21 protein-coding genes are annotated in these 23,971 nt (G+C 58.2%); 8 read left to right on the top strand and 13 right to left on the bottom strand.

All coding sequences use genetic code 11. The features are described 5' to 3' along the window. The first annotated feature begins 57 nt into the window (after window positions 1–57). Window positions 58–1,023 carry a MerR family transcriptional regulator gene (locus U5760_RS03915; protein ID WP_322009720.1) on the top strand — a complete coding sequence of 322 codons (966 nt, stop codon included), beginning with the start codon at window positions 58–60 and terminating at the stop codon, window positions 1,021–1,023. Window positions 1,024–1,191: 168 nt separating this feature from the next. Here the strand turns inward: U5760_RS03915 and U5760_RS03920 are convergent, their stop codons facing one another. From U5760_RS03920 to U5760_RS03930, 3 genes are all read right to left on the bottom strand, one after another. Continuing rightward, window positions 1,192–3,024, bottom strand: a complete 1,833-nt coding sequence (locus U5760_RS03920; RefSeq protein WP_322009721.1) for a ShlB/FhaC/HecB family hemolysin secretion/activation protein — start codon at window positions 3,022–3,024, stop codon at window positions 1,192–1,194. Continuing rightward, window positions 3,024–4,535, bottom strand: a complete 1,512-nt coding sequence (locus U5760_RS03925) for a hypothetical protein (RefSeq protein ID WP_322009722.1) — start codon at window positions 4,533–4,535, stop codon at window positions 3,024–3,026. Before U5760_RS03925 ends, U5760_RS03920 begins: the two co-directional genes overlap by 1 nt. A 1,144-nt stretch (window positions 4,536–5,679) precedes the next feature. Then, on the bottom strand, window positions 5,680–6,324 hold the full coding sequence (locus U5760_RS03930) for a hypothetical protein (protein ID WP_415914028.1): 645 nt from the start codon (window positions 6,322–6,324) through the stop codon (window positions 5,680–5,682). A gap of 402 nt (window positions 6,325–6,726) precedes the next feature. On the opposite strand from U5760_RS03930, the gene U5760_RS03935 reads away from it, so the two are divergent. The 3 genes from U5760_RS03935 to U5760_RS03945 all read left to right on the top strand — a co-directional run bounded on the left by U5760_RS03935 (window position 6,727) and on the right by U5760_RS03945 (window position 7,657). Further along, window positions 6,727–7,110 carry a glycoside hydrolase family 73 protein gene (locus U5760_RS03935; protein WP_322009723.1) on the top strand — a complete coding sequence of 128 codons (384 nt, stop codon included), beginning with the start codon at window positions 6,727–6,729 and terminating at the stop codon, window positions 7,108–7,110. Continuing rightward, window positions 7,107–7,280, top strand: a complete 174-nt coding sequence (locus tag U5760_RS03940; RefSeq protein ID WP_322009724.1) for a hypothetical protein — start codon at window positions 7,107–7,109, stop codon at window positions 7,278–7,280. Before U5760_RS03935 ends, U5760_RS03940 begins: the two co-directional genes overlap by 4 nt. Window positions 7,281–7,429: 149 nt before the next feature. Then, on the top strand, window positions 7,430–7,657 hold the full coding sequence (locus tag U5760_RS03945) for a hypothetical protein (RefSeq protein WP_322009725.1): 228 nt from the start codon (window positions 7,430–7,432) through the stop codon (window positions 7,655–7,657). A 16-nt stretch (window positions 7,658–7,673) separates the two neighbouring features. Here the strand turns inward: U5760_RS03945 and U5760_RS03950 are convergent, their stop codons facing one another. The 4 genes from U5760_RS03950 to U5760_RS03965 form a co-directional block, all read right to left on the bottom strand. Next, a complete protein-coding gene (locus U5760_RS03950) occupies window positions 7,674–8,717 on the bottom strand; it encodes a class I SAM-dependent methyltransferase (RefSeq protein ID WP_322009726.1) in 1,044 nt (347 codons plus the stop codon). 310 nt (window positions 8,718–9,027) lie between these two features. Next, window positions 9,028–9,900: a hypothetical protein gene (locus U5760_RS03955; protein WP_322009727.1), complete on the bottom strand. Its 873-nt coding sequence runs from the start codon at window positions 9,898–9,900 to the stop codon at window positions 9,028–9,030. A 54-nt stretch (window positions 9,901–9,954) separates the two neighbouring features. Next, the gene (locus U5760_RS03960) at window positions 9,955–10,542 is read right to left on the bottom strand and encodes a recombinase family protein (RefSeq protein ID WP_322009729.1); all 588 of its coding nucleotides are present in this window, start codon (window positions 10,540–10,542) and stop codon (window positions 9,955–9,957) included. A 1,758-nt stretch (window positions 10,543–12,300) separates the two neighbouring features. Then, complete coding sequence (locus U5760_RS03965) at window positions 12,301–13,767, bottom strand: DUF6538 domain-containing protein (RefSeq protein ID WP_322009730.1); 1,467 nt, start codon at window positions 13,765–13,767, stop codon at window positions 12,301–12,303. A gap of 280 nt (window positions 13,768–14,047) precedes the next feature. Between U5760_RS03965 and U5760_RS03970 the strand changes: the two genes are divergently transcribed. Beyond that, window positions 14,048–15,286 (top strand): tyrosine-type recombinase/integrase, encoded by a 1,239-nt coding sequence (locus U5760_RS03970; protein ID WP_322009731.1) that lies wholly within the window; start codon window positions 14,048–14,050, stop codon window positions 15,284–15,286. Window positions 15,287–15,289: 3 nt separating this feature from the next. Then, on the top strand, window positions 15,290–15,892 hold the full coding sequence (locus U5760_RS03975; protein ID WP_322009732.1) for a hypothetical protein: 603 nt from the start codon (window positions 15,290–15,292) through the stop codon (window positions 15,890–15,892). A gap of 70 nt (window positions 15,893–15,962) precedes the next feature. Here the strand turns inward: U5760_RS03975 and U5760_RS03980 are convergent, their stop codons facing one another. From U5760_RS03980 to U5760_RS03990, 3 genes are read right to left on the bottom strand one after another with little or no spacing between them, the layout of a single operon-like run. Continuing rightward, on the bottom strand, window positions 15,963–16,541 hold the full coding sequence (locus U5760_RS03980; RefSeq protein WP_322009733.1) for a hypothetical protein: 579 nt from the start codon (window positions 16,539–16,541) through the stop codon (window positions 15,963–15,965). 24 nt (window positions 16,542–16,565) lie between these two features. Next, a complete protein-coding gene (locus U5760_RS03985) occupies window positions 16,566–17,480 on the bottom strand; it encodes a hypothetical protein (RefSeq protein WP_322009734.1) in 915 nt (304 codons plus the stop codon). 60 nt (window positions 17,481–17,540) lie between these two features. After that, on the bottom strand, window positions 17,541–17,738 hold the full coding sequence (locus U5760_RS03990; RefSeq protein WP_322009737.1) for a hypothetical protein: 198 nt from the start codon (window positions 17,736–17,738) through the stop codon (window positions 17,541–17,543). 260 nt (window positions 17,739–17,998) lie between these two features. On the opposite strand from U5760_RS03990, the gene U5760_RS03995 reads away from it, so the two are divergent. Together U5760_RS03995 and U5760_RS04000 are read left to right on the top strand one after the other, a co-directional pair. Further along, the gene (locus U5760_RS03995) at window positions 17,999–18,568 is read left to right on the top strand and encodes a recombinase family protein (protein WP_322009738.1); all 570 of its coding nucleotides are present in this window, start codon (window positions 17,999–18,001) and stop codon (window positions 18,566–18,568) included. A gap of 280 nt (window positions 18,569–18,848) precedes the next feature. Further along, window positions 18,849–20,078, top strand: coding sequence for a phospholipase D family protein (locus tag U5760_RS04000; protein WP_322009739.1), 1,230 nt, complete (start codon window positions 18,849–18,851; stop codon window positions 20,076–20,078). 599 nt (window positions 20,079–20,677) lie between these two features. Here the strand turns inward: U5760_RS04000 and U5760_RS31620 are convergent. From U5760_RS31620 to U5760_RS04020, 3 genes are read right to left on the bottom strand one after another with little or no spacing between them, the layout of a single operon-like run. Next, entirely contained in the window at window positions 20,678–21,808 is a 1,131-nt protein-coding gene (locus tag U5760_RS31620; protein WP_415914029.1) for a uracil-DNA glycosylase family protein, read from the bottom strand. Beyond that, the gene (locus U5760_RS04015; protein ID WP_322009740.1) at window positions 21,805–22,512 is read right to left on the bottom strand and encodes a hypothetical protein; all 708 of its coding nucleotides are present in this window, start codon (window positions 22,510–22,512) and stop codon (window positions 21,805–21,807) included. Before U5760_RS04015 ends, U5760_RS31620 begins: the two co-directional genes overlap by 4 nt. Then, window positions 22,509–23,402 carry a nucleoside triphosphate pyrophosphohydrolase family protein gene (locus U5760_RS04020; protein WP_322009742.1) on the bottom strand — a complete coding sequence of 298 codons (894 nt, stop codon included), beginning with the start codon at window positions 23,400–23,402 and terminating at the stop codon, window positions 22,509–22,511. The genes U5760_RS04015 and U5760_RS04020 overlap by 4 nt, the downstream gene beginning before the upstream one ends. Window positions 23,403–23,971 lie beyond the last annotated feature (569 nt).

Below are 23,971 nucleotides of genomic sequence, written 5' to 3' on the forward strand. Positions count from 1 at the left end.
TGTCCCGGGCGTGTCTCTGCAGGCAAAGTTCATATTTAAATCGAGGGGAAAGCTGCGGTGAACAAACAGACCCCAGCAAGTCGAAGGTATCGCAGCGGTGAGGCAGCAAAGCTCGCACGCATGCCGGCTGCAACCCTGCGAATCTGGGAGCAACGCTACAGCGTGATCTCCCCGCCGACCAGCGCGTCCGGCCAGCGCCTCTACTCCGACGAAGATGTGCATCGCCTGCGGCTGCTCAAGGCGCTGGTGGGCCGCGGGCATGCGATCGGATCGATCGCGCGCCTCGAGGAACCGGCGCTCGAAGCCTTGCTCGAGAGTCCAGTGAGAGACACGGGCGCGGTGGCACCCGAACCCGGCGACGCCGAGACCTCGATCGTCGCGGTGGGGCTAGGCTCTGTGACGCTCAAAGGCCATGTGACGAAGCGGTTCGACTCGGTGGACGCCCTGCTGGAAAAGGGCGAGCCCGTCCGCGCGCACGGGTTGATTGTGCGCGTGGCGTCGCTGCACGCGGAAACGGTCGAGCGGATTGCCGAAGCAGCCGCGCATATCGACGCCAGCGCCGTCATGGTGGTATTTCCCTTCGGAACACGGCAGGCAGTGGAGTTGGCCGCCCTTCAGGGCATGACATTGAAGAAGCGCCCGGATGCCCTGCTGCACACCGACGAACTGCTCGCCGAATTCTCCGCCTCGCTACAGCAGCGCAATCCAGACGGTTCGCTGCATCGCGGCCTCTGGCTGCGTTCGCAGCGGCGTTTTGACGACGCCACGCTTGCGCGAATCGTGCACCTGTCCACTACGATTGCCTGCGAATGCCCCAGGCATCTCTCGGAACTGGTGATGCAGTTGTCGGCCTTCGAGCGCTACAGCGACGAATGCCTGTCCTGTTCACCCGCCGATGCGCTGCTTCACCGGTACCTGGGTGATACTGCCAACCGGGCGGTCCGGATGTTCGAGGACGCCCTTGCGGAAGTCGCGAGGCAAGAGGGCTGGGACGTGACGGAGCCGCCTACGTTACCCTCCTGAGCGGCCGCCCCGTCGACCCTGGGTTTAAATCGCCCGTGGACCCAAGCCTCGACGTAGCGGAACGTCGGCAAGCTGCCCACCAGCTCGTCGTTACGTTGCAACAGCCACTCGATCGTCGGCTTCTGTCAATCTGAAACATGAACACCCCTTGATGGAAGAAGCAAAAAACTAGAATGCCCAGTTGAAAGTGCCGAGCACAAGCGTCGCGCGCGGACCAATCTCCGCCGGCCGGCACAGTTGCCGCCCGACGAGCGCCTCGCCCGAGAACTGCTGGCTGTGCCATTGCCATTGCGCGCGCAGGCCCGTGCCCACGCCCACGAGCGCGGGAAATCCCGGTGTCGCCACGAGGCTCGCCTTGCCGGCGTCGAGGAACAGGTAAGGCTCGATCCGCGCGTCGTGCCACACCGGCACGTTGACCCACGCCAGTTCGTTGCGCGAGTAGATGCCCCGGTCGCCCGCCAGATCGCCCGAACGGAAGCCCCGGATGGTGTCCATGCCGCCCAGGTACAACTGCTCCGTCCCGTACAGCGCCACGTTCGTGAACTGGCCGCCGACCGCACCGCGATACATGAGCGCCGCGGCGCCCAGCTTTGGCAGCGGTACGGTGAACGTGGTCGTTGCGTCCACCTTCGTGAACTGGCTGTGCGCGTCGTCGCTCGGGATACCTGCTGCGTCGTGATCGGCTCCCAGCCAGGGCAGACCCTCCGAAATCCCCGCGTCAAGTGTGACGCTGCCCTGGGCATCGTTGAGCACGAAGCGGTGCAGCCAGTTGCCGCCGACGCGCAGCACCGCGAGGCGTTGCGGGTCGAGGTCGATGTCGTTGACCGAGCGGTCGGTACGCATCCACGACAGCGTCGCATCAAGCGCGGTGAGGTCCGACGCCGTGCGCCCGAGCTGGTAGTTCCACCCGAAGATATGGCTGAGCGTGCGGCCGTATTCGAGCGCCGTCGTACCGATCAGTTGCTGGTATTCCGAGTCCGACAGCGTGTAGCTGAACGTATTGCGCCCCCAGGGAACTGCAAACGAACCGACGAGCGCGTTGCTCTCCAGGCTATCGATATAGTTCAGGCTGAGCACTTCCTGCAGGCCGATCAGGTTATCGGTCTCAAGGCCTGCCCGGTAACGCGTCACGCCGGTCGACTGTGCACCGTAGCTATCCACGCCGAGCGTGCCGTAGACACGGTCGCCGGGCGTATTGCTGATGGCCACCACCGAGTCGCCCACTGTCTGACCCGGCAGGATCTGGACACTCGCCTGGTTGCGCCGCATGCGGTTGATCTGCGCGACGCCCTGGTCGATGTCCGACAGGCGCAGCGGGTCGCCCGGATCCGGGGGGAACGCGTTTTCGTAGCCGGCGTCGGTCAACCACCCGCCGCCCGCCGAGCGCTCGTTCGTCGCCAGGCGATGGACCGGTTTGCCGTTGACGGTAAAGGCTTCGATGCGCCCTACCTCGATTGTGACCGTCAGGGTGCCGGAGGCGAGGTTCTGCGGACCCAGCAGCGCGCGCGTGGTGACGTACCCCGCCGAAACGTACGCGTCGGTGATCCGTCTGAGCAGCACATTCACCCGGCGCGAGCCCAGCTCGTGACCGTCAAACGCCGCGACGATTGCATCGAGCCTCGCTTTCGGCACGGCGGTCTTCGTGACCGGCTCGCCCTTCGGACCGGCGAGCACGATGTGCTCCACGCGAAAGGTCGGCCCCGTTTCGGCAATCTGGTCAACCGGCGTATCCAGCGGGATGTCGAGCGTGTTCTGATTGCCCTGCGGGGCGACGCTGACCTGCGCGGGCGGCTGGACCAGTTGCTGCTGCCGGGCGGCGGCCCGCTGCTGGTCGATCAACTGCAGGCCGGGATCCTGGACGGGGCGCCCCGCAGCAGGGGGCGCAACCGGCGGCGGCGTCTGCGCGAAAGCACTGCACGTGAGTGCGAATCCGGCCAGCAAGACCAGAATGAGCAGCGCAAACGGCAAGGCGTAGGCAACCAGGGAAACGATCCTGCGCATCAGAACCACCACCACGTCGTCAGCCCCAGGTGCTGGCCGATCTGTACCGGCGTAGTCGACGGTGCGCTCACCGTCGTGATGCCGCCCGTCGCGTTCGTCCCCTTCCCGCCCGAAATGTAGCCGCCGTTGATGATCGCGTCGCCGGTGAGCGTCACGAGGCCGTCGGCGGTAAAGCCGCCTCCGATGTCGGTCGCGATGATCTGCGCCCACGTGCTGCCGAAAAACGCCTTGAAGCCGCGGTCCTGGTTGATCGCCGAATAGCCGGGGACGCCGGTGGCGTACGTGACCGGTGCATTCACGCTGAGGTCGCCCAGTGCGTAGACGTTGCCACCGGCATTGGTCGCGCTCGTGCCCGCCGTGATCGAGACGTTCTGCCCCGACTGGATCGTGCCGCCGTAGGGTGTTACGTCGCTCGACGCGCTGCCGTGGCAGAAGATGAAGCAGCTCTCGGAATAGCTCGCCTGGCCGGCAAACACCGCGGCATTGTTGAAGGCCTGCTGTGCGTTGATCGTGACGTCGCCGTCATCGGACTGGATGATGCCGCCCGAATCCGTGACGTTGCGCCCGGAGATCGAGACATCACCCGCCGTCGAGGCGATATACGCGAGCTGGTCCGGTTCGGTGATCGTGTCGTAGTCGATGTTGAAGCCGCTCGTCGTATGCTGGAAAAACAGGAACCGCCCGCCTTCGTAGGAGTACGCGACCGGCGCGCCGCCATCGACGCCGCCCGTGTGATCGATGACGTTGTTCACGTCGCCCTGGGCGGCGAGCGTCACCGCGCCGTTGGCCAGGATGCGCGCGTTGTCGTTGGTGATGTCGCCCTCGGCGGTCAGCGTCGCCGCGCCGTTCGCAGCGAAGAGAATGCCGAGGTTCGTTGCGTCCGAGCGGTTCGTGATGCTGCCGCCGGCATTCAGCGTCAGGTTGCCGCCGCTTGCCGTGCCGCTGGACGAGATCAGCCCGGCCTGCAGCTCACTGCCGGAATTGCTGATGTCGCCCGTCGCGGTCAGCGAGAGCGCGTTATTGGCGGTGATCTGCGACGGACCGGTGGCGTCGTCGGTGATCGCAATGCTGGCCGCAGAAAGTGTTGTGTTGTTCGTCGCCCCAACCTGCATGCCCTGCGCCGAGAGCGCGCCGGTGGCCGTCAGGCTCACATCGTCACCGGCGAAGACCTGGCCATCGGCGAGCGACATTGCGCCGCCGGTCGTCATCGAGACGTTGTCGTTGGCCTGGACCTTCGTATTCACCATGCTGAGCGCGCCGGCCGCCGTCAGCGACACGTCATTCGCCGCGGTGATGGAACCGCTGGACGTCGTGATGTCGCCGTTGGCCTGCACGATCGCATCGCCTGCCGTGGCGTAGAGCGTCCCAGCGTTGTGCACGCCCGCGCCCTGATCGGTGACGATCAGCTGCACACGGCCGGCCGTGAGGCCGCCGGCTGCCGTGATGTCCACCGCAATGCCCGACGAGGTCGCACCAGGATTCGTAGTGCTAACAAGCTTCGTTGTACTCATCTTCTAATTTTCGTAAATTCTACGATCCTTCAATACACTCCCACTGCACGTCGTCATAGCTGCACCGTTTTTGGCAATACCTCGTATTGGCAGAGTTCAGTAACGTTAGCCATGTCATGGCGCCCCACTACTAGCGGTCGCCTAAAAAAGACTTAGAGTGTTGTTTGTGGATCCCACCGGTCCGCTGTTCCAATTCCGAGTTCGCTGACTCCGGGAGTGAGCGTTAAATGTAGTTATTGATCAGGTAAGCTTTCTCGCCTGATTGTCCGTATATCCTTAACCAATTGATACGTAATCCCTACAAATAACAGAAAGAACAATGGCAATGGAATTAAAAGTGGCTTCCAACCCGCCCCTTTCGCCAGGGATATAACAGCAAAAAAGCAGATCATCGCCAGCAACGACAGGTATGCCTTTACGTAGCGGACAGTAACTCTCCGCGAATCCACTTTCATCATGCACCTCAATGGCCCGAAGCCTTCTGAACAGCACTTTGGAACGGGCCAGCGATACTTTGGATAGCTTGGTTGACCATGTTGCCTACGGTGAAGGTAAAACAGCCTTGGCCCATCCCCCTAATCCAGCCGCCCCCCTTCTACCGCACCTGACAAATTCGGACTACTTTGATTCGTAATGTCAGATTCGCATTGCCACCCGTGATTGCGCTCGCCACATACGGCGTCAGCGCCGCACTCGTGGCCGCACCAATGGCCGATGCCCCACACCCCGTTCCCAGTGCCGCGCCCGCCGCACAGCCGGGCAACGCTTGTCACTCCGCCGTATGCCTCTTACAAGCAGAAATACTTGCAGCATCGAAGGTCATTCCGACCGCGACTCGCTGGCTATCTCCGGAAATGAGCACTGATGCTAAGCCCCTCGCTTACAAAACCCAAAGTGCCTATCCGTGCCGTTGATGAGCACCCATCCCTCAGACAACAAAGCATCCTTGAATTTTCTTGAAAGTTCTTGTGGTTGACTCTCTGCATCGACAGTAAGAAGCAAATACACTCTTGCAAACGTCGTTTTGCTGTTGTTGTCGTAGCTGATGACTCGGCCTCCTGAGCGCATGACCTGATCCATGTCCGCACGCAATACCGACAACGTATCGAATAACTGGCCTTGCGTGGGATCCGCGTTGCAGGACCTAACGAAACTCGCTACAACAAAGATGAAGGTCGCGATAACGACAAACTGAATCCATGTCCGGAGGTTCATTGGCTCCCTCCGAGCGGCAACGGTTTAGATACGGACACCCCTGTAGACACGCCAGGCGTCCCAATACCAAGAGCGGCCCGGCGATCACGGAGACGTACTGGCTGCCCGTGGAGGTGACCTCGGCAAGAATCGTCGACGCCGTGCGTCCCGACAGGTTCGGGTTGGCGCCAACTGCCCCACCGGTGAGGGACGTGCCGGCCACGAGGCTGTTGTTGAAGATCAGCCCCTCGGATCCCGCTGAAAGGCTCTGGAACTGCGAGACGGACAGGCCCTGCGCATTGGGCGCCGGAATATTGATGACCGGTACGCCCCCGCCGCTCTGCGTGAGGGTCGGCTGGAAGGTGATCGGGGCATGCGGATCGACGATGGGCGCGGCGTGTGCCGTCTGATCGGCAAGCAGCACAGCCGGGGCGAAATACATCACCACGCTCATGAGACGAGCGGTCAAGCGACGCCACAGCGGATGCCGTGCTTCGCATACGCCAGCCTGAGCAAAACGTACGCCGTACGATGCCGCTTCGCGCTGAATGGCGCGGTCCGTAATCTCATTTGCCCCGTTGCGCATGTTACGCACGACCCCGTTCTTCCCTGATGCTTCTTATGGACGGAGCAACGTTACTGGAAACGGGAACGCAATATTGTGAACAAGTGACAAACGCAGCCGTTTTGCGACAAACGTCTTCCGAAAAAAATTGCAGTCCCTATTAAATCCCAACACAAGGTGCCTTATGCACCCTCATTTTATAAGGAATACATATTTTTAAATTTTCAGATTAAGGACGACAGCAGTGGCAATCAGGCCGATTCACCATATTCGCCGGTCCCATTAGCCACAATGCCAGGTTTCCGAATCTTCCCGCACGCGACCACGCGATAAACATCAACAATTGTCACAGCGGCTACTCCGAGCGTGTGCGTCTTCGCGTCAGTGCCACTTGAGGCTGCACCGCTTTCGGAAGCCTTCAAGCCAGTGGAAATGTCGGATGCGTTCGCACTGCTCGCGCCAGCGTTTCCCGCTTCTGCTACACGCCCCGGCCACAATCTCTTCGGCGTCAAGGCAGATTCGAGCTGGACGGGGCCGACAACGATGCAGATGACGCACGAGGTACTGGACGGCAAAACGGAGACCATCTTCGCGAAGTTTCGCGCGTATCCGGATTGGCTTTCCTCGATCGAGGACCACGCGCGGCTCCTGATCGACAACCCGCGCTACAAGCCCGCGTTCGCGACGACGGACGGCGAGAAGTTCGCCGCTGCGGCGGCGCGCGCAGGCTACGCGACCGACCCGCAATACGCCGCGAAGATCTGCTCGATCATCGAGGCGCACCACCTATCGACCCTCGACATGGAGGCAGCATGATCGCCGCAATCCTCTCCCTGCTTTCCCCGCTCGTTCCCTATCTGATCGGTGCGGCCGGCGTTGCTGGTGGCGTCCTGTGGGGCATCGTCACCCACAAGGGCGCCGCCGCGAAAGTGGTCGAGGCGCAGGCCAGCGTCGCGCAAGCCCAACAGCAGGTTTCCCAGATGTAGGCTGCCAACGCCCAGGCGGATGCCAAGACGGCAGCGCAGACGACGCAGGCGGTCGAGAACGCGGCGGCCCAGCAGGCGGCAGCCGGCATGACCGGTGATCAGGTCAATGCCGACCTGTCGGTGATGGACGAACTTCGGAAGGACTAACCATGCGCGCAAGTCTCATTCTTCTGGGCGTCGCGTTGCTCGGCGGCGGCGCATCGATGTGCCCAACGCCTACGCCTCCCGCTCCGGTCGTGAAGGTCATCAACGACTCGTGCGCGTGGGTCAAACCGTTATCGGCCTCGGCGAGCGATACGCGGGAGACGCGTCAGGAGATCGATGCGCACGACCGGGCATATGTGGCGAACTGCCCGAAGGCGGCACTGACGCGGTAACTCGGGGCTTAGTGCATCAGCGATACATGAACCCGTAGACCACCGCTTCCGTCGCGCGGCTCGACGGGTTCTTTCCGCACGGCTGGATTGTCAGCGTGCGGTCCCTCTCCCGCGGCGCAGTGAGCAGATGCCGCGCGGGCTGTACGGTGGGGAACCACGAGAACAGATCGTGGTGCGATATCTGGCCGCCCCCTGTTATCTGCACGATCCCCGACCAGCCGTGGTTGCGGAAGATCGGCAGCACTTCGACCGCGCCCGGTAAATTCACGCGAATGGCCCAATCGCTACCGCGCAGGTGCGAACCGTCCTTTGCTGTTGTCAGTGAATAGTCGCCCTGGTAGCGCACGACCGAATCGTCGTGTGCCACGAACCGGAACGACTCCTTCTGGTAAGCCGCCGGTTCAATACGCCAGTTTGAGAGCGGCGCGCCCACCTTCCGGGCGGCGATGAAGAAGTCGTGGCCGGTCTCAGGGTACTCGCGACCAACCTGCGCCACGCGGATTTCGAAACCAGCGTCCTCAACAAGCGCTATCCAATGGTTCGGCCCGAAGAAGTAAGGGTGCTCGGGGTTTTCCTCCCAGCCGAACGGCACGGCCATCAGCAGATTTCCGCCCGGCTTGAGGATGCGGTTCAGTTCGCGAAAGGTGCTGGACAGATCGAAGCTATGTTCGATGCAATGCGACGAGAAAATCGCGTCGAAGATGGAATCGGGGAATGAGAAGCAGTCGTTGAAGCCGGACGCGAACCGGTCGGCAGGGAAGCCGTGTGTGACGGCAAGCGCGCGAGAACCCTCGACTGCGGACTGATCGACATCCAGATAGTGATAGTCGAAGCGGCGCCCCTTCAAATACTCGATGAGCGCTGAATAGAGATTGCCGCCGCCGACATCGAGCACCGTTGCGCCGTCCTGTATGAAACGGCCAGCTTCGCGCCAGCGATCAAGGTACGCATCCTGCCGCCTGGCGATGTAGGCATCTACGTCGCCCTCACGACGCTTTACCCCTTCGTACCAGTTCGATGTCATGTCGGCCTGGCGCTGCGCGAATGTAGCTCGGTCCACTGCATTCTCTCCTTTATATTTTTCCCGCCGACGTGCAACGTCACCGAGGATACGCAAAAAGGAAATGACCGTCTATCTGGCGCCGGCGCCCCCTGAAACTGGGTCTTCGTCGTGCGACCAGCAAAGAAAAAGGGGTTACGTGAAACTCACGTAACCCCTTGATTCCATTGGTCGGAGCGATAGGATTCGAAACAACCAAAAATCCCCGACAAATCAAATATTTAGCGTTCCGCAGCACCCGCCAGTTACGGCGAAGTGTACCTAGACGTCTAGTCGGATTCTAGCAGAGGCAGCGCTGCTGCCCCTCAGTCTACGGGGCCTCCACTTGAACGCCAGTCGGGCTATGCACGGAGAGTGTCATCTTGACTTGCACGTTGCTCTCGCCCGACTCGTCATCAAGTCCGTAAACGTCAGGGGTATCGAAATCGATGAAGTCGTCGCTACCGAAGCGGCCAACAAGATACGCACGGGTTTTGTTCTTGGCATCGGTTAGCAATCGAAAGGTACGTTGCAGCGAAAGAATGCAACTGTCGGTCACGTTAACCAGCGCTCCATAGACATGTGTACCAAGCGCATGCTCGATCTGCTTTTCGGTGACATCGGCCCCGCTAACGAACCCCGACGCAGCGAGTGCCGGTTGCGCTTTTTCGAGATGCAACGTTGAACGCGCGTTCCAGTGAGTCAGTGTTTCGATGTAGTTCTCCTGCGCCATATAGAAACAGTGCAGAATACTTCGCCCCGCCTTGTCGTCTAGCAAGAACGAAAGGTCAGACGACTGAAGAGTGTTCCTTCCGAGATCAAATGGTGCCGATGCGGGAATGGATAGGAAGCGCCCACGATTCTTGAGTTCGGGGAAGACATAATCCCTCTGAATCAAGATGATCGTATTTGTTTGTTGCAACAGCGCGAACATCAGACGATGTGCTGCAACGTTGGCATTTTTTCGCTCGACGTTGCTTTGGAATCGACGTTGAAGCACATAGGCAAGCATTGCCCCCAAAAGCGCACCAATCAAAGTCGCAAAGCCGTTTGCAAAAGCGTCTGGCGTGAACGGTTTGAGTATTGCTGATAGATCCGTGGCTGACGCAACTGGTACAAAGGCTGATGTCACAACGGCGGCGGAGCTTGCTACATGGCTGACCGGGGGCGTGGCAGTGGCAGCCGCTGCTAGTGGAATCACCATAGTATGTGGTCTCGGTTTGGGTTTGAGTTCGGCATCGCAGCCGTTTGCGAAGCACTATTCAGCGCAAGCCCGTTTGACAGTCGCGCTGCTTACGTCGAAGTGCTCTGCCGTCTGCGCAATGGTCGCGCCGTTCTCGGCCCGCCAGCCTTTGATTTCCGCGTAGTCGGCGGCGCGCCGACGGCCTGTGTATTTCCCATCGGCCTTGGCAATCGCCACACCACGGCGCTGCATTTCGGCGCGGTTCTTGTAATCCGCTTCGCCCTGTGCTGCCATGAACGCCAACACAGCATCGCGGGTCGCCTTCTCAATCGGGTCCGTGGCTCCGCCGTCAAACGTCATACCGTTGAGCGTGCATTCGACGCGTACACCCATATCCATCAGGCGGCGCATGGTCCGGTGCAGTTCATCGTATCGCCGGCTGATCCGGTCCAGCCAGCGCACGATCAGCAGCCCACCGTGGCGCAAATCATGCTCGACGCGCTGCCACTGCTGCCGTTGGTCCGGCGCGACGTGATAGCCGCTCACACCTTCGTCAACGAACACGTCTTTCTCGCTCACGCCGTGCGCCTTAGCGTCAGCGTACTGGCTGGCGGCTGACTGGCCGTCCGTAGTGGAAATGCGACCGTAGTAGAGTTTCCGCATGGTTCGCTAGCTCACTTGATTCAACGGCTCAATACTAGCCGCTAGCTCACGAACAATCAATGCTATTGAGCCACCACTTTTTCGACTGACGGGCGGCTCAATCAGGTATACCCTATTGACCCCAATCCGGGGTCGGTGTCTGCGCCACGCCCCGCCTTACCGTCTATACGATTCACGGCGAATTATTTTCGACGTGATGCGGGGCTTCCAGCCAATTTCATCGACTCGCATTCGCCCAACTTTCCGCAAATTTTTCACGTCACTTTTCTTGGCCTTCCGGGTCGCTTCGGCGGGTCCACTTGCCGGGGCATCATCCAGTCCGGCACGCCCCCCGTCGCCAGCGTCATCACCCGTACCGCCATCTCTTGGTCGGGGCGTGTCGGTAGCCCCTCAAACACCTGCCGCAATCGCCTGTTACGACCTTGCGGGTGCTTACTGTCGCGCGGCTCATCGACCCTCGGCAACTCGCGCGGCTTACCCTTCTTCCCGCCTGTCTGCGGCTGCATCCAAACCGGCCAAGCTGCTATGCCCGGTCGGGTATCCCTCCAGCACGCGTAGACGATACTTCGCCACACGGACGCCTCCCGCCAACGATTCTCCTGCACGCGCCACCCAGCCCGAATATCCTCGCGCTGCGCCCATGGGTGAGTATCGACCCCGATAGCAGCCTCCCGCGCCCATGCTCGGACCTGCCGCGCGGCGGCTTGCACCGCCATCTCCGCCAGCCATATATGCGCGTTCGTGCGCAACTCCATCCATTTCCAGTACGTGTGATTTCGCGCGCTCGCTCCCTTCGGCCACTCGGCCTTTTCCGGCGGGGATTTCCGGGCAAGGTGCTCACGCCATGCTTTCCGTTCAGCTATGCGCTTCTGTACGGACCACTGCTGCTCTAGGCTGGCTGCCGCAATCAGCACTCCTGGCAAACCCGCGAATGGTCGCTCCAGCCATTGCTATACGGCGATCTTCGTCAATCGGTTAGCCGCCCCTGTTTTGACGGCGGCTGGCGGATCGACCGGCATCTCCGCGCCTCCCCAATCCTCTCGATGCCATTGCAACCATTCCTCAGCCCGCTGTCTTTTTTGGTCCCTCCGCGCCATACTCCCTAACCTCGTTGCGCCAACAATCAATAACAGGCCCTACAAGCCACTCGCTTATCTTCTGGCCTACCGCCACGCAGCATTCGCCACCTCAACATGAAGCAATGCGCAAGCCGCAGAAATGCCTCGGAAAGCGCACCACCTACCGGGGGGGATTTCAATTTCGCGGACTAAACTTCGGGACTCCATCAGGTCTAAGTTGAAATATCCCTAAGTCCAAAAAAACCTCCGAATCGCGCCGGCAAGTCTAGGCGCGTTGTGCGCGCGTGCGCGTAACGCGTAGCCCAATATATGTACAGCTACCGGCACACCCACGGCACGATGAATTTGGCGCACAGCAAAACCACGACGAAGAACGCTGCTGCGTGAACAAACGGGTTCCATAGAAGGTACGGGACAATACCGCCCTCCCTCATTGCTATCTGTTCCGCATGAGGCTCCGGTTCAGTTCGCGGATTTCGGCATAAATTTCATCATGTCGCACGTTGGCCTCGTAGACGTGTACGGTAATTGAAGGATACCGCCTCTCAGGCGGCCCATATTTGAGATAGCGCCCTTACACACACAACTGCCTCCACGTTCGCCCGCAGCCTTTGCGGCCTACCCAAACAAACGCTGGTATTGCCGCGCGCGTGAACAATCAATCGTGTAGTGGCATGAACTAGACGCCGGACACCCTCGGATACGTCAAGCGATTCAACGCCGCCAGCATGGTAGGCAGAGAAACAGACGTGTAGCTAACGCGGCCCGATGAACCTTGCGCGGCATGACCTGTAATCGCGTCCGCCGTCTCGATCCCTACGTCCTTGGCAGCAAGCGCGGAGCGTATCCAGTGTCGGAATTTATGCGTGCCATTCAAGCGGCCAGCAGGCAATCCCACTGTCTCCCGAAACGCCTTGAACCACTTACTAGCCGCATCTGACGCACCACGCTTGCGCCCTGCCGTGGACGCCAATGCGGCATCCTCCGGGCGCGTCCCATCCATGACCTTCGCCAACCACGAACCAAACCATGGGTCAGCTAGAAGGTGATCTGCAAGCGGCACAACCCTCTCTGACTCCTTCGTCTTGACCGTTCCGGCCTCGGCAGTGATGCGAATGGCGGTAACGCCTTCCCGGACCACGAAATCTCTCCGCCGTAGCTGTGCAATCTCGCCAATGCGCGCCCCGGTATGCAGCAGCATCAGCAACAAAGCGCGGGCGTCCACGGGTTTGATACCGTTCCACTCAGGCACGGCGTCTATGGCATTGGAGAACAACACATGCCCGAAGATGATCTTAAGATCTCCCTCCGTCCAAGGCTCCCGTGTCTCCGCGCCTCGGGACTTGTCGAAACTGAGGTCTAGCGGGTTCCGCTCTATCACGTCGTCCTTGACCGCGACGTTAAGGATGGCCGTGATAAGGGCCGCATAGTTCCCCGCCGTCTTGGCTTTGAACTTGTGCGCGCCGGGTTCAAGTAGGAATGCGACGAACTTTGCGCCGTGCGCTTTCGTTAGCTCCCGGAGCCGGACAACCCCACACGCTTGCTCAAACAGGTCTATAGCCCGGTTGGCATGCCCTACAGATGCCGGTTTAGGAGAGTTGCGCCGAATCCATGACGGCACGGCATGACGAAGATTCCATGCCTCGGGAGACGCGTCGAGCCGCGTGACTTGCCGCCGGAGTGGCACGGATTTGTCCGCCTTGGGTGGCGTAGCAGCGCTCCCCGCGCTGGATTCAGCGACCACCCGTGCCAGAGCTAGTTGTTCAGTGTTTGGGAGCCCAGACGCCGCTAGAAGTTTGTCCGTTGTCTTGCGGGCCTCGCGGAGCGCGCGATCCACTGCCTTGTGATGGTCCCGGTTAGTCGCGTATTCCCGCTGCCATCCCTCCGCGTTCTCAAGCTCCTCGCGGGACAGGTAGAAGTTCTCCGGCGGCTTCCATCCGTCAGACTTGACGCCGCGTAGCTCGGCAAACTCACGGTTCGTCTTGGCTGTCATCTCGGCAGCACGCGTCTTGGCCGTCTCATAGTCGGACGTACCAAGGGACACTAACATCACCTTGCGGGGATAGCGCGAGATCAGGTCTACGGGGATTTTGCGGCGGAAGAAATACGTGTTGCCGCGCTTTTGGGTATTGGGGGGCAATGACATGGCTCCGGACTATAGCACCAGGTACACTTGTCAGGTACACCAGCACTACAGTCCGCAAGCCCTTGATTTACGGGGAAATCCTTGTAAATCAAGCATATTGATGGTCGGAGCGATAGGATTCGAACCTACGACCCTCTGATCCCAAAGCACGTCACCCTGCCATTTTCTACGATCACAGCAATCGAAGAAAATTTTAATTCTTTGATTTCATGTAGAATTTTCAAAATCCAGATTTCTTGCATCGGCCAAAAACGACACACATGGTAGCAAAGGGGTAGCAATGGCGGACGAACAAACAGCGCGGGCGGGACGGAATTCCCTGAACTTCACGAAAGCAGCAATAGAGGCGCTTCCGCGGCCGGAGAAGGGCTGGAAGTACTACTACGATACGAAGGTGAGTGGTCTGGCAATCGGTGTCGGTTCGTCCGGCATCAAGACGTTTGTCCTATACCGGAAAGTCAACCGTAAGCCAGAGCGGATCAAGATCGGGCGATATCCTGACCTGACCGTCGATAAGGCTCGTGCGGCAGCGACGAACCTCAACGCCGATATCGCGAACGGCACGAACCCGGCAGAACTCAAGCGTGTGCGCCGCGCCGAGATGACCTTTGGAGACCTGTTCGACCAGTATTACAAAAACCATGCCCTACCACACAAAAAGACGGCTGCCGAAGATAAGCAGAAATTTGACAAATACCTTTCGAACAACGTCGACGGCATGAATCTCGCCTCGCGTCAGCTCTCGGAGATCACGAAAGCTACCGTTGCTCAATTGTTTGCCAAGATCAGCAAAGAACATAAAGTCATGGCAAACCGCGTGCTCGCGCTGGTTAGCAGCGTTTTCGGCAAGGCTATCGAATGGGGAATCTGGAGCCAGATCAACCCCTGCCACGGCATTCGCAAGCATAGTGAGGTGAGCCGCGACCGCTTCCTCCAACCGGATGAACTGCCGAAATTCTTTGAGCACCTGATGGATTACCCGAACACGACGATGCGCGATTACATACTGATGAGCCTTCTGACCGGTGCGCGACGCAGCAATGTATTGGCGATGCGCTGGGATCAGGTGAATCTGGAGCGGGCGGAATGGCGCATCCCTGATACGAAAAATGGTACGCCGCAGTCGGTTCCTCTTGTGCCAGACGCGGTTGCGGTGCTGGAGGCTCGAAAGAAGTCGGCCGCATACGCGGAGTCGCCGTTTGTGTTTCCCGGCTCCGGCGAAACGGGGCATCTGGTCGCGCCGAAGAAAGCGTGGAAGACCATTCTAGACAAGGCGGGTATTGCCGATTTACGGCTGCATGATCTCCGCCGTACGATGGGATCGTGGCAGGCGGGCACAGGAGCGAACCTGTCGGTGATCGGCCGGTCGCTGAATCACAAGTCGACGCAGACGACGGCAATCTATGCACGGCTTTGGATGGAGCCGGTTCGCAATGCGATGGAGACGGCTACTGCTGCGATGATGCAGGCTGCAGGACTGGCTGCGAATGACGAATCGGAATCTGAGGCCGAGAGGTAGTGAATGTCAAGTTCGAAAGAAAAATACTGGGAGCAGCAGTTTGAATTTTTGCGAGCGGAGCCTGTGGTTTGGGCTCTTGACGCGGATTCCTTGATGCGCTCGTTCGACATCGTTGCGCAGGTTGCGGAAAGCGATCTGGCCGATATGGTGCGCGGAATGACGGCGAATCCGCCGCCGCCCGTTACCTACATTCCTCGGGTCGGCCATAACGCACTCATGCTCGGCGCGCTCGCGGTCGAAGTTTTGCTGAAAGGTATCGCACTTACCGATCAAACCGTGTCGGCGTCAGTCAAGGCGAAGGATCGGGCGATCACGAAGCGCCTTATGAGCCATAACCTTCGCGATATCGCGCAACTGGCGGGCGTCCAACTCAGCCCATCAGAGGCAGCATTATGCGAGCGACTGGAAACATTTCTCCTTTGGGCTGGAAGATATTCCACGCCCAAGTATCACACCGAGATGATGCCGCGGCCGTTGGCGACAGGTGGTATTGCTCCTCCGAACATCTATTCAAGTACGGACTATCAAGCGGTCCGAAATCTCACCGCCAGGTTGCGCTCGTTGTTGCCGACGATCAGAAGTGATTCTGATAGTGCACTTCCGTAATGGTTGCAACGACTGCGCTCCATCTTCCCCAATCGCATGCCGTCTAGCCGTTACAGACAATTAACATAGATCAGGGGGCGATGCGTGTTTTGTTTGCTTGCATTGCCGCCCATAAGCGATCTAGAACATCGGGAACTGGCTTAGCCTTGGCGACTGCCCCGACACTGGTGAAGGCATGCAGACGCAATTTTTCCAGCCGATGCCGACTCGACAAGATTTCGTTAAAGAATCCATCTTGTTCGACTAGCTTAAACCAGCCGGCATTCCGACCCGCCTCGATAAAGAAAGTGACACTTTGTCCGTGCTGTAAAGTCGCCGGTAAGCGCGGATTCTGCGCATACTGCGCCGGAGAATCCACATTTTGATAGCCAGCAACCTTTGCGCGGCGCGATGGCTTCCACGAGAAGCCTTCCACGGTCGCGGGCGTGTTGCCCAGATTGACCACAGTAATGCATAGAAATTCTGGCCACGGCGGCCCGGGCAATCCTCCGCCGAGCAGAATTTTTAGCTCGACTGTCAGCCGAAGTTCAGGCTTGGGCTTTCGATTGGCAAGCCAAAGCGAAACGATGACTGCACCGCACGTCCCGATGGCGGACGCAATCTGCGCGCAGTCAACGACGTATTTCCACCACGTTGGTTGGTCTGCCATGTTCGTGGTCTTCGCTAATCATACCTAGGTTCGATCAACGACGGTCCCGTCCGCAGATCGAGCCACCCACTCGCCGTTCTCGACGGCAAATTGAAGGCTTCCCCCCGGCTCAACAGTCCAGTGACCGGGTCGCCCAGCCCAATTGATCTTGCCATCTTCAAAGTTCGCGCTGAAGTCCGTTTCACGAACGGTCCGCGATTCTCCCTCTCTGCCAACCACCTCAACCTCACGGACATTGGTCAGTTGCAAGCACTGATCTACTACCGATGGGCGGATTGCAACGTTGTCTGACCGCGGCGTATGCGCCACAGATCGGTATGCCACCGCGCCAAGAACTCTACCATTGATGGAGGCAGCGTCACCGATGAGATTGCCCGTTGAAAACTTCTCGGTTATCGCCGCGGTCAGTTTGTACTGCTCCGAATACGTTTCGTGAATCGGCTGGGCGAACCGCGTTTCGAAGAAGGTTTCGATCTTAGAGAATGCCGCATCGTCCTTTATCGCATCCGATGTGTCCGGAGGGATGCGGAAGAAAAAGAACTCTTTATTGATAATCCACTTCGACAGGTAGACTTTGTCACCTGGTTGCGCATCAAGCTCGGCGAACACGGCCGCGCTATCAACACTGCAATAGAACATCGGGCTCCCCGGACCATTGCATCGTTGATAGTTTTTTACAAGATGAGCCGGTGGGTAACTCAGGTAGCTAACGTTGCCCGGTTTTTCTTTGTAGATGACCCCGCGATACAGCGTTGTTCCCGGTCGGACGCTAGCCGCCCGCATTGGAATGCCCTTGATTAGCTCGCCGACGCGGGCAACAAGATACGCGTAGTCGGCCGTCCTCAAATCTGCGCGATTAAGCGCGGTCACTATTTCACGAACAGTGTGAGTGCTGCTTCGTTGAGTGGCGGTCTTTTCTGCAGCGTTGTTTGTTGTCACCTGCGGACTCCAGTGCCTTGGCGAGCAATACATTCGAACGGTCAAAAGTACGAGCGTTGGTCATTTTTTGGGCTTGACCGCGTCGCGAATATCCTTCTCGCTCGTCTTCCCGGTTTCACGCCGCATCTGTTCAAGCGTTGCGTTGGGCGGGAAACCGGGAATGGGCCTCGGAAGATTCTTGTTTTCCGTGTCGCTGCGCTTCTGTCGAATGCGACCGTCTTCGTTGCGATGACGTCCATCGAGTCCAGGTTCTTTCATTTGTTTCCATCCTTATGAAGTCGCTGGCGAACGGCCAGCACGCTTAAGGCTGACAATGAATGCGACTTGGGGGCGGACGGACAAATTTCAAGCGCGACCATTTAGGGGGAGCGGGATAGCCCAGGGCCGCCAACGGAATGGAAAAGAATCGACCGTATTATTACTGTCCTGAAAGCTGGTGCGCCAGCGGTAAAAAATATCTTGTAAACCAATTGATTACCTGGCATCCTGGCTACCACCATTAATTACCGGGGTTGCCGATGTCTCGCACGTTCCTGTACGCCCGCGTCTCCACGGCGGAGCAAACTACCGAAAATCAGTTGCTGGAAGCCCGTACGGCCGGGTTTATAGTTCTGCCACGCCATACCGTCGAGGAAACCATCTCGGGCAGCGTCCCGGCTGCCGAACGCCCCGGCTTCTCCAAACTGCTAGACCGGCTCGATGAGGGAGACATCCTCGTCGTAACCAAACTGGATCGGTTGGGCCGGAACACGATGGACGTGCTCGCGACAGTCGAGCGGCTGGCCGAGATGGGGGTTCACGTCCATTGTCTCGCGCTGAAGGGCGTTGACTTGACCAGTGCGTCCGGCAAACTACATATGACCGTGCTCGCCGCTGTATCGCAGTTTGAGCGCGACCTGCTTATCGAGCGCACGAATGCCGGGCTTGCCCGCGCGAGGGCCGAGGGCAAGAAGTTCGGGCGGCGCGCAGCGTTGAGTGACAAACAGAAGGACGAAATTCGACGGAAACTGGCTGCGGGAGCAACGGCTCGCGGGCTGGCGAAGGACTACGGCGTTTCGCACCCTACCATTCTGAAGGTCGTGCAATAAAAGGATACCGCTGCAGTCGCATTGCCTGAGAGTTATCCGCGGCGGTCGATCGACTGGAACTAACCAACCTCAATCCGATGCAGTTGGCCGAAACCGACCCAACTCGGCCCTTGGATGCGGCGCTAGTTTAACAGCAGCTTCCAAGGTACAACGGTCGCTGATCAATGCGGGCAACACGGCAAGTCTAGCAAGGTCAGGTTCACACAATGTCCGTTCCGAACTAATATCACGTGCGATGCGATTTTCGATCGCGGCGGGTGAACTCCCTCGAAAATTCTCTATGAAAGAACGACTGATGACAGGACATAGTGTACGCCTGCTGTTCAACTCGGAAAGTGGTCACGGCGACGAACTGGCAGAGCTTTTTTCGCGCGCCACTCGGTTTGATTGCATGGTGGCTTTCGCGAATTCATCTGGTCTCGCGCACATCATCGGCGGACTGGAGGCGGCCCTGTCCAATGGGCTCGAGGCGCGATTCGCAGTCGGTCTGGATTTCTACCAAACTTCCCCTGATTTGCTTTACAAGTTGCTCTCGCTTGAAAAGACAAAACGGTTACAGCTTTTTATCAGCGTGTCCCGCTATACCTTTCACCCCAAGGTATATGCTTTTGCTTTCGACTCGGGGTGCGCAGTGGTCACCGGCTCTGCTAATCTCACGTCGGGCGGCTTTGCAGGCAACTACGAGGCATCAACGGTCGTGGACGATCCCAGTGGCCAGTTGATGAACACATTGAGCCAGTACTTCGATGGGCTGATCGAAGAACGTGAACTGGTCCCTGCAAGCAAACCACTGATCGACGATTATGCGCAGAGGCATACCTTGTATCACGCGCATCACTTCGTCGCGGACAAGCGCTTTAATCGCGCGATCAATGACGCAGGCACCCAGATACTCACGCTGAGGGAAATTCTTGCCGAAATGAAAGCTGACGTGTCCGAGTCCGGCTTTGCTTCTCAGATTCAAGTCCGGCGAGCGTGTCGGGAAAGAGCCCGTGAAATAATTCAGGATCTCGCGACGAGTCGGCGCCTTGAGCCGGAAGATTTTGTGGTTCGATATGAGGATCTGATCAGTTGCTTCCATTCCGGCGGACTGCACCGAGGCAAGAACGTCATCGCGAAGAGCGCCGGTTCATTTCTGCTGGGATTAGCCAGCATCTCCAAAAGCATTCCGGGTGAGTCGTCGAAGGCCTATCGTTTGTTGCACGAGCACTTCCTAGATGTCGACCGTGCGGGGGTGAATGTAATCACAGAAATCCTTCACGCGATCGATAACGATAAATTCGCCGTGATGAACCAAAACGCGGTGTCCGGATTGAGGAAGGCGAACATCACCGACTTCCCACTGAAACCAACGAAAAGAACCGTCGGCCCAGACATCTATGCTTCGTTCTGCGAGAAGGCCGCACAGGTGCGGGACGAACTAGGCCTCCACGATTTCACTGAACTGGACGCGCTGTTTAATTACGCTTACTGGCGCAAAAGCGAGGAGTTGGACGAGGCCGAAGAATAATGTGGTCTCAAACGCGACCTCGATCTGCGCTAGAGCCTATAGGTAAATTGAGCTAACTGAAGCCAACTATCGAACGATTGACTAAAGAGCATTCGTACCGACAGGTGATCCGACCGGCATAATCGATGCGCAACTGACCGGTAACTGATATGGAGCCAACATCCAAACGTCGGGCCTACGATCGCGGCGAAAGTCGCTTGTTGGCCGACTCCGACCGACGATACCGTCTCGGCACTCGGCGCCGCAGGAAGGTCGCAGCCCGACCCGGAACTGCCTTTCGACGCAACGCGAGGGCTGTGACCGGTTGCGAACGGGAACGCCATTTGTGCGGCGTATCCATCGGCAGGTCGTCGGCCATTGCGGACGTTAAGATGCCGCCGTTCGTAAGGCAGCTTCAGATCGCTCTTCTGCCATCCTCACCCGCACGACCACGAATGTCAGTTTTCACCGCGTTCGGATGCGTACTCTCGACCCATTAGGCCATCCAGACTTGAGTGATTCAACGGCGACTTCTGATTTACAGAAGCCGATCGAACACCGTATGCGTCCCACCCAGTCTCATACTTTGCTCATAGCTACTAGGACTTAACGGGTGTGGACTAACGCGAATCTTTCATCACAAACGGCAGCACGGCGGCGTTATAAAAATTTGCGCCGTTCGATTTCTCCTTTCGGAGTAGAGCGCGCATGTATTTGCTCAGGTAGACGACCCTCTTAAGTTCTTCGTCACGCATGTAACCATACTTCGCTACGACCGCCTTTACCGCTGCTTCATCATGGGCAGACAGGGTCTGAGTGGGCTCCTTCGAAAGAAAATCAACCTGACTAGCAAGCCCAAGCATGACCTTGCTGCCGACGGGCCGAACCATGACTCCCGGAACCAATTGCGGCAGCTTTGCCAAGTGCAAGTCTACAAAATATGGACCGTCCTTTTGCCGGACAACGTACGCATTCGTAAGACGTTCCCCGGTTGCCTCAAGTGATGCCAGTTCCGCCAGGAAACACAACTTATGAAGCGCAAAGTAACTAAGCCCTTCTGGCTTACTCTGCAATATCCGGCGAGCAACGTGTCCGAGCTTTGCGGCATCAGCCCGTGGCTTACTGCCGACCGATTTCTTACGCTGCCTCTTTCGCCTCCTCAGAGTCTCTGCGACGAACTGGTAGTCACTTAGCTGATTTGCGAAACTGCGGTGAACCATGGCTCTTTGCCCCGGGTGATACACAGGTATCAGGGACCGGCGCAACCACGCGTTGTTCGTTCTAACGTGCTCGCGGAGCGACAGTGCGTGCGCTTGGAGTAGGCCGCACGCCTTGAGCGCCACAGCACCAAGCGTAACTACAAGTGAAGGATCGACTAACTCGATCGTTTCCCTCAGAAAGGGTGCGCAGTTTGCGATCTCGACAGGCGTAGGCGTAGCATTGTTGCCACGTCCATCTTTGGGGTTGCACAACACTGCATTAGTCACGAACACTTCGTATCGGCTGATTCCTACCTGTTCGATGAGGCTCTCAAAGTTGTGCCCGGATTTGTCCCCGTGAAAGGGCAAGTGCGACCCATCGGCCCCAAGTCGCCCGGGCGCCTCACCAACAAACATAAGCGGCGCGTCAAGAGGACCGCATCCGGGTCCGAGAACGCGCGCGCTCCCCGTCATCCGCGGGCATTTCTGGCACGCGGTTACACGGTTGACCAAGTCGAGGAACTTGGTCGCCTTATCATCGGCGGACGTCATTGAATCAGTGAACGAAGCTGCTGCTGAGAGCAGTCATAGTAAGCATGAACCGAATGGCAGACAAGCTTTCCCGGCTGCTTGTTCGAGGCCGCGCATATGAAGCGAAGTAGCCTGCCCAATCCGATGAAATTACCCAGCACTTTGTTGAAGAAGTCATGGTTCCGGTATACCACGACAAGGTCCAAAGAATCGTCGGCGTTCCAAAGAATTTCTCCAAACTGCCAGCAAGGCCCCCCTCTCGTGCGGGGGGCATCTACCGCTGGAGACGAAAGGTGAAATACTAAACCGGTGGTGTTCCGCTGCGGCCATGTGCTCAGCTTGTCGATTGCCCGCTCTAGCTGGTTGACGCCGTCCGGCGGAAACCGCACGAGACGCTCGAAGTACGTGCCCCATGCGTGGCGCCCACGTTGCCATCTACGGGCGCGGTCATGGACTTGCAGGTAGCGGGTATAGAACTCCGATCGCGTCGCTGCTCGGTCGCAGGTCCGCTGCGGAAACAACGTATTGGCGACGTCGCAGGCGTCATCAGCGCCCGCTTTTATACGAGCAGGCGAATGTTGCTTCAACCAATCGCCATCTCCTTCGCACGGCTGATCCACAATAGTAATTAGATTGCTGACTTCGCCCCGTGCGTCAAGTAGGAGACAACAACCCGCGCGCCAAGCTTCGAGTGCCGTAAGACCATCAACGACGGGAATTGTCATGCTCGTCGCCCCTTTGTGATCGAAGATATCCCTTTTGCAGGAGATGACGCACGATATGTAATGCGTTGCTTATCCAAGTCAACAGTCACATCGCCACCGCCGTTTTTCTTTAGTTCCCGGAACACTGCGTAACCTTGGCAAATCGCTTGCTGCCACTGCTTTGCTGTACACGAGCGCACTTCCAGGCCAGTTACCATCCTGCGAATGGTCTTGAGCAGTCCGATGTCAATAGAACTCCGGTCTACATACCATCCTCGCTCTTCCGCCTGATTGAAAACAAGAATTGAGACAGCCTCCTCAATTACAGCGGCGCGCGCTCCATCTTCCACTTCGTCAATCTTGGCGTTCGACTTGCGTTTGCACTTGAGTAACGATCGGCAGACGGGAGACCACCCGAGTACGGCCGCATACGCGAGATGAAATACATCGTGATAGCGATAGCCATCGTCCTCGTGTGAATTGTCGGTTAGTGCATCACCGATGACGACGTCATTGACGGAAACCTTGACGTATAGGCTTCGCTCCAGAGGTTTCTCGTAGAAGTTGACAACGAAGCGCCGAGGCAGCCTCTCATCTGGCGCAAATCCGCTATCGAAAACGTTGACAGTTCCTTCCGAATACAGCGACTCAGCCTTCTCGGCATTTGCTTTGGCGATCTCCTCCAACGGGATTTCATACAGAGAAGCAAGGCTTGTCAGATACCAGAGCAAATCGCCGAACTCTTCTCGCAGCTCTGTTCGAAACAGGGGATTGTCCTTTTGCAGGAGGAGTTTCTTCATCATGCTGTGAAGATCACCGACTTCACCGACGAGCCCCATTAGTGAGACTGCGCGGGAGGGGCGTTCGTTGGTGCGCTCGACCATCGCTTGGTATTCGCTAAACGTTGTCATCGTCGCGCTACCGCCACTTGTCGAACTTTCCTCGGTTTTCTCAACTGGCGCGCTTCGCGGCATACGCCCTCCCCGAACATGAATTTAAAGCGTGCTCCAAAAAATTCGTGAACCGCGTGTTTCGGCGCAGCATAATCGCTATGCCACTACTGTTTCCCCCACTTTCCAGTCCGACATAAAGGTCGGCTTTCCGAAAATCCTCCAAGTTGCCGATGACGTTGGCGGTAAGAATGACAGCGATCTACCAGCGCGCAAAGTAAAAATCAGGTCTTGCCCGACTTTTATGCCAAATGCATCAAATCGGGTCGAGTGATTTTTGCGCAGGCACAGCGATATTCCTGCGAAGTCTGCGTCACGCCGTGCCATGCGGGAGAATGCAGGCTCGATTGTGTTGCATCGACTGGTTGAATCCGCACCCAAGAGCGATCGTAGCCGCCGCAGCAACCCAGACGATGGCTGTATGTTGCGAGCACTCATTCACTCGCATGGGCACCTGACATCCGAGGCTACGACGGCGCGAACGGCGGCAAAGGGCCTCTCATTTGCCTGACAGCGGCCGACACTTCAAC

This window comes from Paraburkholderia sp. J12 (genome assembly GCF_905220215.1).
Taxonomy (GTDB): domain Bacteria; phylum Pseudomonadota; class Gammaproteobacteria; order Burkholderiales; family Burkholderiaceae; genus Paraburkholderia.